Source organism: Pseudomonas sp. CFBP13528 (assembly GCF_005233615.1).
Classification (GTDB): Bacteria; Pseudomonadota; Gammaproteobacteria; order Pseudomonadales; family Pseudomonadaceae; genus Aquipseudomonas; species Aquipseudomonas fluorescens_AM.
In genome coordinates, this window is record NZ_QGAJ01000007.1 from 57,774 (window position 1) to 73,293 (window position 15,520).

General features: G+C 59.1%; 10 protein-coding genes. All 10 read left to right on the forward strand.

The window, feature by feature from the left end:
• The 10 genes from vgrG (at position 1) to tssJ (ending at position 15,520) form a co-directional block, all read left to right on the forward strand.
• Positions 1–2,379, forward strand: a complete 2,379-nt coding sequence (gene vgrG / locus PspCFBP13528_RS15385) for a type VI secretion system Vgr family protein (RefSeq protein WP_101220866.1) — start codon at positions 1–3, stop codon at positions 2,377–2,379.
• Between the two features lie 30 nt (positions 2,380–2,409).
• The gene (locus PspCFBP13528_RS15390) at positions 2,410–5,052 is read left to right on the forward strand and encodes an N-acetylmuramidase family protein (protein ID WP_101220867.1); all 2,643 of its coding nucleotides are present in this window, start codon (positions 2,410–2,412) and stop codon (positions 5,050–5,052) included.
• Positions 5,033–5,554, forward strand: a complete 522-nt coding sequence (locus PspCFBP13528_RS15395) for a hypothetical protein (RefSeq protein WP_137200531.1) — start codon at positions 5,033–5,035, stop codon at positions 5,552–5,554. Before PspCFBP13528_RS15390 ends, PspCFBP13528_RS15395 begins: the two co-directional genes overlap by 20 nt.
• Positions 5,555–5,709: 155 nt before the next feature.
• A complete protein-coding gene (locus PspCFBP13528_RS15400) occupies positions 5,710–5,973 on the forward strand; it encodes a PAAR domain-containing protein (RefSeq protein ID WP_101220868.1) in 264 nt (87 codons plus the stop codon).
• A 2-nt stretch (positions 5,974–5,975) separates the two neighbouring features.
• Positions 5,976–7,208 carry a hypothetical protein gene (locus PspCFBP13528_RS15405; RefSeq protein ID WP_101220869.1) on the forward strand — a complete coding sequence of 411 codons (1,233 nt, stop codon included), beginning with the start codon at positions 5,976–5,978 and terminating at the stop codon, positions 7,206–7,208.
• 9 nt (positions 7,209–7,217) lie between these two features.
• A complete protein-coding gene (locus PspCFBP13528_RS15410) occupies positions 7,218–10,586 on the forward strand; it encodes an ImcF-related family protein (protein WP_137200533.1) in 3,369 nt (1,122 codons plus the stop codon).
• Positions 10,583–12,160 (forward strand): type VI secretion system protein TssA, encoded by a 1,578-nt coding sequence (gene tssA / locus PspCFBP13528_RS15415; protein WP_101220968.1) that lies wholly within the window; start codon positions 10,583–10,585, stop codon positions 12,158–12,160. The genes PspCFBP13528_RS15410 and tssA overlap by 4 nt, the downstream gene beginning before the upstream one ends.
• A gap of 24 nt (positions 12,161–12,184) precedes the next feature.
• Positions 12,185–13,954 carry a type VI secretion system baseplate subunit TssF gene (gene tssF / locus PspCFBP13528_RS15420; RefSeq protein WP_065952863.1) on the forward strand — a complete coding sequence of 590 codons (1,770 nt, stop codon included), beginning with the start codon at positions 12,185–12,187 and terminating at the stop codon, positions 13,952–13,954.
• Positions 13,918–15,015, forward strand: coding sequence for a type VI secretion system baseplate subunit TssG (tssG, locus tag PspCFBP13528_RS15425; protein WP_065952862.1), 1,098 nt, complete (start codon positions 13,918–13,920; stop codon positions 15,013–15,015). Before tssF ends, tssG begins: the two co-directional genes overlap by 37 nt.
• Positions 14,996–15,520 carry a type VI secretion system lipoprotein TssJ gene (gene tssJ, locus PspCFBP13528_RS15430; protein ID WP_137200535.1) on the forward strand — a complete coding sequence of 175 codons (525 nt, stop codon included), beginning with the start codon at positions 14,996–14,998 and terminating at the stop codon, positions 15,518–15,520. The genes tssG and tssJ overlap by 20 nt, the downstream gene beginning before the upstream one ends.

Sequence of the window (15,520 nt, forward strand, 5' to 3'; positions counted from 1 at the left end):
ATGTCCAGCGGATTGCAAAATTTCTTCGACCACAGTCGGCACAGCCTGAGTGTGCGCAACGTTGAGGCCCGGCTCGATGTCCTGGCCTTTGAAGGCCAAGAAAACCTGAGCCAACCCTTCACCTATCGCGTGGAGTTCACCAGCACCGAACGTGATCTGGCTGCGGAAGCGCTGCTCGGCCAGGACGCCAGTTTCAGCCTGCACGCCGCGCCGCAAAAACTGCCGGTTGTAGGTGTCGGCGCACCACAGGTCGAACCGTTGCGCACCCTGCATGGCGTGGTCACCGGTTTCAAGCGCCAGTCCGGCTCCAACGACCAGGCTACTTATGAGATCACCTTGCAGCCGCGCTTGGCCCTGCTCGGTCGTGGCCGGCAGTTCCGTATCTACCAGCACCAATCAGTGCCGGAAATCGTCGAAAGCATTCTGCGCGGCCGCCACGGTTTGGAAGGCCAGGACTTTCTGTTCAGCGTCAAACGCGACTACCCCAAACGCGACCAGGTCATGCAATACGGCGAGAGCGACCTGGACTTTATCGCCCGGCTGCTCGCCGAGGTGGGCATCTGGTACCGCTTCACCAGCGACGAGCGCCTGGGCATCGATGTGGTCGAGTTCTGCGATGATCAACGCCTCTACCAGTTCGACATCGAGCTGCCGCTTCGCCCGCAATCCGGGCTGGGCAGCAGCGGTCAGGATGCGGTGTGGCAACTGCAATCGAGCCACGCCGTGGTCGAGCAGCAGGTGCATTTCCGGGCTTACCACCACCGCGATGCCGGCGCCCACCTGAGCGGTGAAGTCGACCAGAGCCGAGGCGCGGCTACCACCTACGGCGAGGCCTATCACTACGCCGAACCTTACACTGCTCTCGGCGACCGGCTGGATCAAGACGAGGATCTGCAAAGCGAAAGCGGCTACTGCTATGCGCGCCTGCGCCACGAACGCTACCTGAACGGGCAGACACAGCTCAGCGGCACCAGCAGCAGCGCCACCTTGGCGCCGGGCCAGGTGCTCAAGGTCTCCGGCGGTGCCCCCCAGGCCTATACGCCGGGCGCAGTGATCACCGGCCTGGCCACCAAGGCTGCCCGCGACCAAAGCTTTGAGGCCACCTTTCAGGCGATACCCTATTCAGAAACGGTGTGCTTCCGTCCAACGGTGCCACCCAAGCCGCAGATCGCCGGCACCGTCCCGGCCCGCGTCACCAGCCCACAGGCCAACGACCCCTACGCCCATATCGACCTGGAAGGGCGCTATCGGGTGAATTTCCTGTTCGATCGCGACAGCTGGAAGGCCGGTGAAGAAAGCGTCTGGCTACGCCTGGCCCGACCCTACGCCGGCGACACCCACGGCCTGCATTTACCGCTGATTGCCGGCACCGAAGTGGCCGTGGCCTTCGAACAGGGCGACCCGGACCGGCCCTACATCGCCCATGCCTTGCACGACAGCCAGCATGTGGACCACGTGACCCTGCGCAACGACAGGCGCAACGTACTGCGCACCCCGGCCAACAATAAACTGCGCATGGATGATACCCGCGGGCAGGAGCACATCAAACTCAGTACAGAGCACAGTGGCAAGAGTCAGCTCAACCTTGGCCATCTGGTGGATGCCGAGCGCCAACCGCGCGGAGAGGGTGCGGAACTGCGCACCGATGGGCATGCCGCGATTCGTGGCGGCAAAGGCCTGTTTATCAGTGCCGACGCCCAGCGCCGCGCGCAGGGGCCGATGCTGGAGATGACCGCCGCCGTGGGTCGGTTGCAGCAGGCCGGCGAGCAGCTGCAGGCCCTCTCCGTGGATGCCGAAGCCAGCCAGGCTGATCCGGCGGATGTGCAGGCGCAACTCAACCTGCTGCAGAAAGACCTGGAACAGCTCAAGTCGGCGGTACTGCTGCTGAGCGCCCCACAGGGCATTGCATTGACCAGCGGCCGGCATCTGCAACTGGCCGCTGAGCACAACCTGATGCTCAACGCTGGCGGCCAGGCCGATATCAGTGTGGTCAAGCGCCTGTTCATGGGCGTGGGGCAGGGGCTGAGCGTGTTCGTACGCAAGTTGGGCATCAAGCTGATCGCTAACCAAGGGCCGGTAAGCATCCAGGCGCAGAACGACAAACTGGAGTTGATGGCACGCCATGGGCTGGAGATCAGCAGCACAGAGGACGAGATCCGCATTACGGCCAAGAAGAAAATCATCCTCAATGCCGGCGGCAGCTACATCACCTTGGATCCGTTCAGCATCGAGTCGGGCACTGAAGGCGACTACATCGTCAAGTCAGCGAGCTACGAGTACGTGGTGGGGGCTGCCAAACAAGTAGCGCAGATGCCACAACTTCCCCCGGTGACTGAGTATGACGCTGACTCTTTGAGTTCGACGGTTTTCTCGGGATGACATCTTTTCGTGACCAGGAGGGAGCGCACCATGGCTGATGGTGTTTTCAAACGGCTTGCCAATATATTTAGCCCAAGTGACTCGCAAACGACGAACTCGCAGGAGCCTTTCTATCCTACTCCCGATGGAAAACCGATCAGCAACCATGATGTGATCCAGGTAAAGGGACTGTCACCGATCAAAAATTGGGGGCATCCGCTCAAGGATAAAAACAACCCGTTGTTGCAATTGACCCAGTTAGCTAGTGCCGCAGCGGGTTCATATCCGCTGGGAGTAGGCGGCCTTTGGCATGGCGGAGTGCATTTTGACAGCGGCACGTCGAGCAATTTAGATAAGGCCAGTGTGCACTGTATCGCCGATGGTGAGGTGGTGGCTTACCGAGTCGACAGCCACGCACCGATGACGACCTATCAAGTCAACAAACTGGCGGTAAAGAAAACCTTCTCGCGTAACTTCGTGTTGGTGCGTCATGTTCTGGAGGCACCGAAAATTGAAGGTCAATCGGAAATTCCTCCCCGCTTGTTCTTCTACAGCCTGTATATGCACTTGCAAAATTGGACGTACTACCAAAAGGCTTCAGCCATTGCCCGGCCAGCTTTCTGGCCAGAAAGTGAGGTTTACTTAGTTCCTGACACAGCAGAGGATAAATATCCCGCATCCTCTGAACAGCGCGGACTGAACGTGCGGAATCTACCCCGTCAAGGCAAAGTGTTTGAATTGCTGCCGCGAGGGGCGGAAATCACGATCAGTGGTGACGGTGAATACCGCAAGCTTGAGAGCACTCCAGGACCACGTTACCTGCAAGATCCAAATGCACAAGGATCACTACTTGGTTACGTTCGTGCTGATCACTTGAAGGCTATTGGGAATGGTGAATATCGTGTTGAGAAAGATCTTGGCGTCTATGTCGAAGCAAGTGCGCGCAGTAAAATAATTGGCCTGAAACTTCCAATTGGATCGCAAGTAGTAGTCAGCGGAGAGGGCGATTTTCGCAAGCTGGAGCGCGTCAACCAATATATCCATTTTAAATCGCTGCATCGTGTGCGCAAACCGCTGAAGCTTGATGATATATCTGTGATTGATGAGCCTATTCCTATCAAGGCTGGAGAGTTGATAGGTCACATTGGGGATTACCAGGACTACGCCGCCGACCGTTCGGAAAAGAAGCTGCACCTAGAGGTGTTCAGCGACGATGATGTGGAGAAATTCATAAAGAAGTGCCGCGAGTGGGAGCTGAATCTGCCCACCACGAGCAAAACTTGGCTGAAGCTCGTCAAGGGCACTGCCGTCGTGGCCCATCAAGATCATTTCAACGCCAAACGACTGCCCACCTTCAGTGCGGCTGACGCAATAATCGGTGCCGATCTACTGGTCCCCAAAAGTTTGCTTGATAGTTTGCCTGCCGCAGAAAAAATTACGGTGCCTGCGGCGGAAGGGCGCAAGGCTTGCAACTGGTATCGCCTTCATCAGCTTCTCAACGATGCCAACAACACGCTATTGGATGGCTGGGTGCGCGAGGAAGTGGGCGTTACCCCATGGGTCAGTCCGTGGGCGTGGGAAGGCTACAAAGTCATTACGGACTATACAGCTGCTCCTGAGTTTATGGCGTCGTTCCTTAGATCACTTAAACGTTTCACAGATCAACAACTCCAACGCTATGGTCCATTAGCCGATGCAGGGGATGGAGGGCCAATAAAGAAGCGTTTGTATGAAATTATCGATCGTGATCGAGATAACAAAATTACCGCTGAGGAAATCCAAGCGGCAATTCGAGTGCCTGCCCACGCCCAGTCGATCTCGCAGTTAATTATCTGTTGCGAAAGCGAGTGGTGCTACAAACCGAAAAAATGGGATGAGCTAGATGAAATGTTTGGTCATGGCGGCTCGACTCCGCATATTAATTGGTTGGCGGAGAAGGAGCGTATTATACAGCTAAGTTGGTGGGATGCCGTAGCCGACAAGGTCGGTTTGCCGACTGATGGGAAGGTCCATCACTTTCACCCAGTGGGGTTGGCGGGGTGGTTTAGTAACGTAAAGAAGCATCCGGAAATTTTTATAAATGGCGTAAAAACAGAGCTGAGGTTCTTGGACTTGTATGACGGCTCAGTGATTGAAGAAAGTGATTTTGCTTTGGCGGCAGCTACGCTTGGTTGTGAAGTCGAGGCAATAAAGGCAGTCGCAATTACAGAGACAGGCTCTTTAGGTAGTTATTTTACGAAGGCGGAGGACGATAAGGTTGCAACTATATTGTTTGAGCGGCATTACTTTCATCAGTTAACGGGTGGTCGGTTTGATGATTCGGATCCGGATATATCATCCCCTGTAAGTGGTGGTTATGGCCTTCACTCAGCACAATACGGAAAAATGGTTAGGGCCTATCAGTTGAGTGCTAGTGAGGCTTTGAAATCCGCGTCATGGGGGCGTTTTCAAATTATGGGGAGATATTTTTCAAACGCTGGATATTCCTCTGTTGAAGACTTTGTACGAGACCTTAATCGTTCTGAGAAAAATCATTTAAAGGCGTTCGTAAGTTTTATAAAGTTCGATGCAATTCTGTCTTCGGCGATTGTAAAAAAAGATTGGTTAAAGTTTGCTCTTAAATATAATGGCCCAGGTCAAAAAGGGTATGATCGGAAGATGAGGGATAACTATAATGCGCTTAAAGGTTTGTAATTTATTTGTTAAGGTCTTGGTCTGTTTTTATGCAGTGCTCTGGACTGGCCCAATATGGGCAATGCCGGAAAAAATTTGTGATGAAGGGGTCGCATTATTCCAGTGTAAAGTTGGTGGGGGAAGAGATCTGGCCCTTTGCCCAAGCTATATTGATGGGGCGTTGGCTGGAGTTCAGTACCGCTTTGGTCGAGAAAAAAATATAGAGCTTGTTTTTCCTGAAGCGGGCTTTGCTTTTGATGCTTTCAAGTCGAACCACTTTGTTCGCTATCAGGTTGATTACAAAGTAATTAAATTCTACATCGGCTCTTATGTGTATGGTCTTTATAGTAACTACGATGGTGAAGATGTTGGAGGGGTGGCGAGAAGTGCAGGAGTAGTGGTTTCTGATACATCTAAAGGTTCGGCTGTACAAGTGTCATGTGAAAAGATATATGTAGACGATCTTGAGGAAGTGATTCCCCACTTGGAGTGTGATGTTGACGATGCTTTGGGGTGTGTGTAACAAATCGATTCGGTATTTAAGCGTGGGGGTGTATAAGTTCGTGGGAAAGGGTGACGTTAAGTGGGAGTTTGTTTTTTAATTTTGTGGGTTTATTGAGTCTAAAAATTGCGTGATAAGTTACTTATTTTGTTGGTCTTTTAAAAGAGGTGTATGGCATGAAAGGCATCATCCGCATAGGCGACAAAACAACCAGCGAAGGCGAAGTCCTCTCCGGTTCCACCACCATGAAGTTCGGCTGTATCGGAGTCGCCCGCGAAGGCGACCCGGTGTACTGCCCGATCCCAGGCCATGGTCGTACTGAAATCTCCGAGGGCCACCCGGTCTTTCGTGACAACGGCATCCCGATTGCCTTTGAAGGGCACGCCTGTGCCTGTGGTTGTACGTTGATTTCATCGCTGCCTGTTGCAGGTGCCAGCTAATCATGCCGGTCAGGATGAACCAGGTACCAGCCCTGGCGACACGGCCGGCCCGTCCTCGTATTTGGCGGTGGCTTGGCCTGCTGGTGCTCTTCTTGTTGTTGGGGGGAGGGGGGGCGTTGCTGTTCAGTACTGCACCGGCAAGCCAGCAGCCGCTCATGTTTTGGGGTTTCGCCCTAGGCATCCCGTTTCTGGGCTGGTGTGTGCTGAGTTTCGCAAGGGTGCTGCTGTATCTCGGCCAGCAACACGCGGCGGATGGTTGGGATGAGGCCCGTGAGCACGATTTGATGCAGAGAGTCCATCAAGGGCGACGCGCTCTGGAGGTATTGAGCGTAAGTCTGCATACCGCCTTGCGCAATCCGGACGAAAGCTCCACAGCACAACTGGTTGCGTTGCTTGGGGGGACCAAAGCCCTAAAGGCGCAACCCGCCCGGCGGGACAGCGTAACGCTACGTCATAGCCGTTTGACTGGCGATGTAAATGAAGACCCCGAGCCCGCATTGTTGCGCACGTTGGGGCAGTTGTTTATCGAACTGGCGCCGTCATTGAAGCAGTTGCCTGATGAAACGCCGCTGGCAATATTGCTGGAGGTCGAGACCGGCTTGCTGGATCGCGCATGGGACCGTGTATGGCAACAGGCTTTGCGTAAGTCGGGTATCCGTCAAACGCTCGTCGCCTTGGAGGGGTGTGGTTTGCCCGCGCTGGACCAGTGGCTCGATGAGCGTAGCGACGATCAGGCACTGCTGCTGGTGATTGCAGTGCACTTCGCACCGACGCAGCCCGAGGCAACAGGGGAGGTGGTTGTGGGGTTGCTGCTTGGCAACCGTTTGACGCAAACGACTTTGCCTCCCGTGGCTGTTCTGCATCGCCCGGAGCTTGAACAGCAATCATCGATTGAAGCGTTGCACTACGCCGTGACGCAAGCTTTGAACTGGGGGCCGGTGGATGCGACTTCAGTGCGGCATGTCTGGCGGGCAGGAATAGAGGCGCAACGTCACGCGGCGATCAACAACGTACTGGGTGAGGTGCCCATGTCGGTGACGCGTGACCAAGGAATCCAGAACTTGGATATATCACTGGGGCACTCAGGCAAAGCCGCACCGTGGCTGGCCATTGCCGCTGCAACACACACCATGCAGGGCGGCGCTGGGCCGCAGTTTATTTTCAGCGGGAGCGGCTGCACTGATGCAGGGCTCTGGAGCACAGCGATGACGCCTGTGCTGCCGCTTTCGAAATAGGGATCTCGAATGCAGTTTCGACGCTTTGTAGGCTTCTGGGTTCTGGCTGGCACGCTGTTGTTGGCCGGCACGCTGCTGGGAGTGGTGGTGTGGCGCTACCCGGACTGGCTGGGTATTCAGCCTGGTAGCGAACGCCAGACCTTTTGGCTGCTGGCGATCGCTGCGACCACGTTGATCGTGGTGCTGTTTCTACTGGGTTACCATTTGCTGGGCCGCGAACTGGGGCGTTCGGCCTATCGTAAGCAAGACGCGAAGGATTTCCCCCAAGCGGCCCGTCCTAAACCTCACGTTGCTCAGGTTGCGCAAAGTGCCGTTCCCAATGGTGCTTATCTTCGAGAACGCTATGGTGTCTTCTGGCGGCGCAAAGTTCGCCTCTTGTTGGTGGTCGGTGAACCTGAGCAGATCGAGGCGATTGCCCCGGGGTTGAGCGAGCAGCGTTGGCTGGAAGGGCAGAGCACCGTGCTGCTGTGGGCCGGCAGCCTCCAAGGCGAACCGCAAGAAGCGTTGCTCTTGCAGTGGCGTGGCCTGTGCCGCAGGCGTGCGCTCAATGGGGTGGTCTGGGCATTGAGCAAAGACCAATGCACCGATGCCGCCGCCATGAGCACCGGTGCCCGTCGCTTGCAAACCCTGGCCCGTGCGTTGCGTTGGCAGTTGCCGTTGCACCTGTGGCAGGTGGGCGGCAGTGCATGGTCTCAGAACGATCGCGATAGCCAGCCTGTGGGCTGCCTGCTGCCATCACGTGTCACCCCCCTGATTCTAGAAAACAGCCTGGACAGTTTACTCGACCCCTTGCGCCGCGCGGGCTTGGCGCAAATGCACGATGCCATGACCCACGACTTCCTCCTGCGATTGTCCCGCGATTTACAGGCCGACGGCATTGCCCGTTGGCGCCAGGTATTGACGCCGCTATTGGGCGAGTTTTCCCGTGGTGTACCCTTGCGCGGCCTATGGTTCAGTCTGCCGGTGGTGCCTGTTGAGAGCACGCTTGAACACTTTTGGCCGGTGAATACGGCCTGGCAAGGCGTTCTCAACGATAAAGCGGCCAGTGGCCGTCGATTGGGTTGGGGCGCACCCCGCATCACCTATGCGCTGGCATTGGGATTGGCCGTGCTGTGGGGAGCTGGACTGTTGCTGTCTTTCGTCAGCAACCGCGCGCAGATCGCCCAGATACACACCTCACTTGCGGCCCTGCAACACTCCTCGCAAGGTGACGAACAACTCCAGGCCCTCAATGAGTTGGTCCGCGAACTGGCGCGCCTGGATGATCGCGTCCAGGGTGGCGCTCCGTGGTATCAACGCTTCGGCTTGAACCACAATCCAGCACTGCTTGAAACCCTGTGGCCACGTTATGTCGAGGCCAACAACCGCCTGATCCGCGACCCGGCCGCCGCCACGCTGCGCCAACAGCTCAACGCGCTGGTCAAGCTGGCCCCGGACAACCCCGAGCGTGCTGAACGTGCCCAAGAGGCCTACGCCCAGCTCAAAGCCTATTTGATGATGGCGCGCCCGGAAAAAGCCGATGCCAGTCTCCTGGTTACAACCCTGAGCGACGTTGAGCCTACACGCACAGGCGTATCACCTGGGCTATGGCAAAGCCTGGCGCCCAACCTGTGGCGGTTCTATGGCGAACACCTGACCGCAAATCCGGCCTGGCGCATCGAGACCGACCCCAGGTTGGTCGCGCAAGTCCGCCAAGTACTGCTCGGCCAGTTGGGCCAACGCAACGCCGAGGCCAGCCTGTATCAACAGTTGCTCAATGACGCCGCCAATCACTACCCGGAGCTAGGCCTTCACCAACTGGTGGGTGACACCGATGCCCTGGCCCTGTTCTCCACCGATGCCAGCGTGCCGGGCGTATTCACCCGACAGGCCTGGGAGGGCCAGGTGCGCCAAGCCATCGACGAGATCGCCGAAGCCCGCCGCGAGGAAATCGACTGGGTACTCAGCGACAAGCCCACCGACATCGACACTCGCTTGAGCCCGGACCAGCTCCGCGAGCGGCTCACCGAACGGTACTTCCAGGACTACGCCAGTGCCTGGCTGGATCTGCTCAACAGTCTGCGCTGGCAGCAGGCCGGGAGCCTCGCCGAAGTGATTGACCAATTGACGCTGATGAGTGATGTGCGCCAGTCGCCGCTGATCGCGCTGATGAACACGTTGGCCTACCAAGGGCAGGCCGGTGCCCGAACTCAAGCCCTGGCCGATTCACTGGTGACGTCCGCGCAAAAGCTGATCGGGCGTGACAAGGCCCCGGTGATCGACCAGCTTGGCCACTTGCCCAGCAGCCCCTTGGACGCAACCTTCGGCCCGTTGCTGGCGCTGCTGGGCAAAGGCCCCGAAGGCAAGAGTGGCGCCGATGGCTTGAGCCTCCAGGCATTCCTCACACGGGTAACACGGGTCCGCCTCAAGTTGCAGCAGGTCAGCACGGCGGCCGATCCGCTGGAAATGACCCAGGCACTGGCGCAAACCGTGTTTCAAGGCAAGAGCATCGACCTGACCGACACTCAATCCTACGGCAGCCTGATGGCCGCCAGCCTGGGGGCCGAGTGGGGCGGGGCGGCGCAGACGCTGTTCGTGCAACCACTGGAACACGCCTGGCAACGCGTCCTGCAACCGTCTGCCGCTGGGATCAACAGCCAGTGGCAACGCTCGATCGTCAGCCATTGGGACGATGCTTTCGCCAGCCGCTACCCGTTTACAGCCACTGCCAGCGATGCGTCCTTACCGATGCTGGGCCAGATGATCCGCGCAGACTCCGGCCGCATCGAGCAGTTTTTGCAGCGGCAATTGAGCGGCGTGTTGCGCAAGGAGGGTAGCCGGTGGATGGCTGATCCGCGCCACAGCCAAGGGCTGCGCTTCAACCCGCAGTTCCTGACTGCCATCAACCAGCTCAGCGACCTGGCCGATGTGCTCTACACCGATGGCGGTATGGGGTTGAGCTTTGAGCTGCAAGGCAAACCGGTACGCGATGTGGTGCAAACCACCTTCATCCTCAACGGCGACAAGCACCAGTACTTCAACCAGAAGGAGAGCTGGCAGCGTTTCAACTGGCCGGGGCGTAGTGACTATCCCGGCGTGAGCCTCAGTTGGACCAGCGTACATACCGGCGAGCGGCTGTTCGGTGATTATTCCGGTACCTGGGGCCTGATCCGCCTGTTGGAAAAAGCCCAGGTCACGCCGTTGGACGACGGTGACAGCCGCTACCGCATGGTGCTCAAGGCGCCCGATGGTTTGAGCCTGGTCTGGCACCTGCGCACCGAGCTGGATGCGGGGCCGCTGGCATTGCTCAAGTTGAGGAGCTTCAAGTTGCCCGCTCAGATATTTCTCAGCGAGAACACCGTTGATATGCCCTATGCGCAAAACGGGAGTTTCCCATGAGCCTGCGCACTGTGATCGCCCGCTGCCTCGGCGAACGCGACGCATTGTCCGTCGCCCGCGAGCAAGCCGCCCACTGGCAACCCTGGCTGCAACCCATCAGCACCGACTCCCCTGTCGGCGAAGACCCCGGCTACGACGATGACTTCCTGCGCATGCGTGAAGAGGTCAACAAGCTCTCGGGCGCCGATGCCGAGCAGGTGGCCCAACTGGCGCAGAAGCTGCTGATCCACAGCTGCAAGGACCTGCGCGTTGCCACCTATTACCTGTGGGCACGCTTACACAAGGACGGTGAAGTCGGTCTGGCCGACGGCCTGAGCCTGCTGGCAGCGCTGGTGGAACGCTTTGCCGACGCAGTGCTGCCCATCCGCCCCAACAGCCGCAAGATGGCCCTGGAATGGTTGGCCGGCGCCAAGATGCTGGACACGCTGTCGCTGTACCCGGAAGTGGTCAAGGCCGAGGCCGAGCGCACTGCCGCAGCACTCGCCTGGCTGGAGCGCGGGCTGGGTGCGTGGCCGCAGGAGCAGCGTCCACATTTGGAGCCCCTGTATGCCGCCCTGTCCGCGAGGTTGGCGCAGTCCGGTGGCATGGACGCCTTGGTGCCGCAGAATACTGCCAGCCATGATGCGACTGCACAGGCGCCAGCGCCGCAGATCAAGTCCGGGCGCGACCTGTTGGACAGCGGCCGGGCCTTGGCGGGGTACCTGCGTGACCAACCTTTGGGCTGGCTGGCGGCTCACCGCCTGATGAAAAGCTTGCGTTGGGACACGGTGCATCAGGCCCCACCGCAGGATACGAACAACAACACGCGCCTGACACCACCGCGTGGAGACTATCGGGCGCTGCTCAAACGTTTGTACCTGCAACAGAACTGGGCGGAGTTGATCGAGCAGGTCGAGCGGATCTATTCCGAGGGCGTGAACCATTTCTGGCTGGACTTGCAGTGGTACCTGTATCAGGCGCTGAGCAAACAACCCGCGCCGCAGGATCGCTGGGCCGATATCGCCAAGCGTGACCTGGGCATGTTCCTTGAGCGCCTGCCGGGTCTGGACGTGCTGTGCTGGAGCGACGGCAGCCCGTTTGCCGACGAAACCACCCGCGAGTGGATTGCCCAGCACGTCAGCGGCAACCAGCCCCAGCCATGGTTACCCGTACCCTCGGCGGCACCGGCCACTGGCGATACCGACATCCTGTCCCTGGAAGGCGAGGCCGTGGCCCAGGCTGACAGCGACGGCGTGGATCAGGCACTGGCCTGGCTGGCCGCACGCCCTGGTATCCACACCGGGCGCCAACGCTGGTTGTTGCGCCTGTTGATGGCGCGGGTAGCCGAGCAGTACAGCAAGAGCGATCTGGCCATCCATCTGTTGGCCGAACTGGACGCCACGGCGCAACGCCAGGCCTTGGCCGAGTGGGAGCCGGAGCTGAGTTTCGAGGTCAAGGCGCGCCTGCTCAAGCTGCTGCGGGTCAAAGCCCAGCGCAATGACGCCGACAAACCCACCCTGGCGCGGCGCATGGAAGCTTTGCTGGCGGCGTTGGTAGCCATCGATCCGGTACGCGCCGCAGTGCTTTGCGGCTAACCCTCCTACATCAGGATTCTTTCTGTGAGCATGGACAATCTGACACTGCGCTATTTCGATGCCGAAATGCGCTACCTGCGCGAGGCCGGCAAGGAGTTCGCGGACGCGTTCCCGGACCGGGCCGCGCAGCTCAACCTGGACAAACCGGGCGCACAGGATCCCTATGTGGAGCGCCTGTTCGAGGGCTTCGCATTCTTGATGGGTCGTCTGCGGGAAAAGCTCGACGATGACCTGCCGGAGTTGACCGAGGGGCTGGTCAGCCTGTTGTGGCCGCATTACTTGCGCACCATTCCATCCCTGTCGGTGGTCGAATTGGCGCCTGAACTGGCGCAGATGAAGCGCAGCGAGTTGATCGCTCAGGGCTTTGAGGTGCTGTCGCAACCCATCGGGCCACAACGCACCCGTTGCCGTTACACCACCACCCAGGACGTGACCCTGCGACCGCTGGCGTTGGAGTCGGTGGGGCGCGGTCATGAAATGGATGGTCGCTCGGTGTTGCGCCTGCGCTTTGCCTGTGGGGCGTTGACGGACTGGAGCCTGATCGATCTCAGCCGTTTGCCGCTGTACCTGAATGCCGATGCGCCGCTGGCCAGTGCGTTGCATCAGGCGCTGACCCTGAATGCGCAAGCGCTGTATGTGCGCTGGCCCGGCCAGACCGAACGCCAGCCACTGACCGCGCATTTTGCACCCAAGGGATTTGCCGATGAAGACCGGCTGTGGCCCAAGGGTGACAGCGCCTTCAGCGGTTACCAGCTGTTGTTGGAATATTTCAGCTTTCGTGAAAAATTCATGTTCGTGACCTTGTGTGGCTTGGAGCAGTTGAAGATTGCACCCGGTACCGCCTGGTTCGAGCTTGAAGTGGTGTTGCGCGAACCTTGGCCGGCCAACTTCGACTTGAACAGCGAACACATCCGCTTGCACGCGGTACCGGTGATTAATTTGTTTGCGCTGGAGGCCGACCCGTTGACCCTGGCGCCCTTGCAAACCGACTATCTCCTGCGTCCGATGCGCCTGCAGGACGGCCATACGGAGATCTATTCGGTGGACCGGGTCACCGCGTCGAGGAACGCCGAACGGCAAGACTATGTGCCGTTCACCAGCTTTCGCCACAAGGGCGGCATGCTGCGCTTTGATGCCCCGGAACGCTACTTTCATACACGCCTGAAGCGCGCAGCGAATGGCCTGCATGACACTTGGCTGATTCTGGGCGGCGAGGGCTTTGACAAGGACCGCCTGTGCGAGCGCGAAAGCCTGTCGTTGCGCTTGACCGGCACCCACGGCCAGTTGCCGCGCAAGGCGCTGCAAAGCACTTTGCTCGATACGGTGGTGCAGTCCACCCAGTCCGGTTTGCGCGTGCGCAACCTGTGTGCGCCGACCTTGCCGTGCTACCCACCGAACCGCGACCGCTTTCACTGGCGGGTGCTCAGTCACTTGGGCTCGAACTTCCTGCCGATGCTCGACAACGCCGAGGTGCTGCGCGGCACCCTGGCGCTGTACGACTGGACCGGCAGCGAGCTCAATCGCCGTCGTCTGGCGGCGATTGTCGAGGTCAAGCATCATTTGGTGCAGCGTTTCGAGAAAGGCTTTCTGCTGCGCGGGGTGGATATCGAAATCACCCTGGATGCCAATGGCTTTTCAGGGGAGGGCGACATCAGCCTGTTCGGCGAGATGCTCAATCGCTTCTTCTCCTTATATGCCGACATTCATCTGTACACCCAGCTCACGCTGATCCTGCAACCTACTGGAAAGTGCCTGCGATGGAACGAGAACCACAGTCAGCGTATTCCCGGCTGAAAGCCGACGGTCTGCTCGACGCCCTGCAGGACCAAGTGGCTGAGGCTAACCTGTACCGCTTTTGCCAGTTGCTGGAACAGGCTTTGCCCGATCACCCGCCCTTGGGCAGCACCGCGCACCCGGCCGATGACGCCGTGCGCTTTCGGCCCGATCCGGGCATGGGCTTTCCGGCCAGCGAGTTGAAGGCGATTGAAACCGATGACGCTCACCCGGAGCGCCCGGCAACCATACGCACGCGTCTGCTCGGGTTGTACGGGGTCGACTCGCCGATGCCGACGGTGTTTCTGGATGACATCGCGCAGCGCCGGGAAGGGCATGAAGCGTTGGAAGCCTTCCTGGATATTTTCAACCACCGGATCTTCACTCAGTTCTACCGGATCTGGCGCAAGTATTCCTACCCGGCGACGTTCGAAGCAGGCGGCACTGATGCCACCTCGCAATGCCTGTTGGGCCTGATCGGCCTGGGCATTCCGGGCACCGCCCAGCAGATCGCCACGCCGGTCTCGCGCTTTCTGGCCCTGCTCAGTGTGATGCGCCTGCCCACGCGCAATGCTGAGGGCATCACCGCGCTGGTCAAGTTGCTGGCGCCCAACACCCAGGCGCAGGTGACCCCGCATTGGCCACTGAGAATTGCGCTGGAACAGCCGGCCAGCCTTTCCCGCCAACGGCCAGTCAGTTTGTCCCAGGGGACACCGTTGGGCAGCGTCGGCTTGGATGCCAACAGCCAACTGCGGCTGACGCTCTACACCGAAGACACGCAGGAAGCCAGCGGCTGGTTGCCCGGTGGTGAGTTGTACAGCGACCTGCTGGTGCTGCTACGCGTGTACCTCGGGTGGCGCTGCACGGCGAAACTGCAGTTGTCATTGCCAGTGCACAGCCTGCCCGCACCGGTGTTGGGGCAAGCACCTATTCGGCTCGGCATGACCGGGGTGCTGGGTTTGGGAAGCGATGCCTGGCAGGTGGCGGAACACGACACGCTCACGATCAACCTGGGCCGCTACCAAGGCCTTTCGATTAATCCCCACAACAGAGAAACACAGCATGTTGCGTACCATTTTTAGTCTGGTGATGTTCGCGGCGCTCGGCGGGTGTGGTCTGGCCCAGACCGTCGCGGATGGCACGGCATCCACCGCCAAGGCGATCTTCTACAAGCAGGTGAAAACCCTGCACCTGGATTTCAGTGCACGCACGGCGCTCAACACCGCCGCCACGGACATGAGCGCCTTGTCGGTGCCGACCCTGGTGCGGGTGTACCAACTGCGCGACAGCAAAGCGGTAGAGCAGGCAACCTACGACGGGCTGTTGGGCGATGACAATCAACTTCTGGCGAGCGCCTTGTTGGACAAACGCTCGGTGGTGGTAAAACCCGAGGAGGGCGCCCAGTTGAACGTACCGATGGACAAGGAAGCTCAGTTCGTCACGGTGGTGGCGTTGTTTCGCAGCCCCGATACCCAATTGAACACCTGGCGCCTGACGTTGACCCGCGATGACCTGGACCCGGACCGGGCGCGGGTTATCGAGCTGGGGGATAACCGCTTGACCCTGCGGCCCTTGGTAAAGGACTGA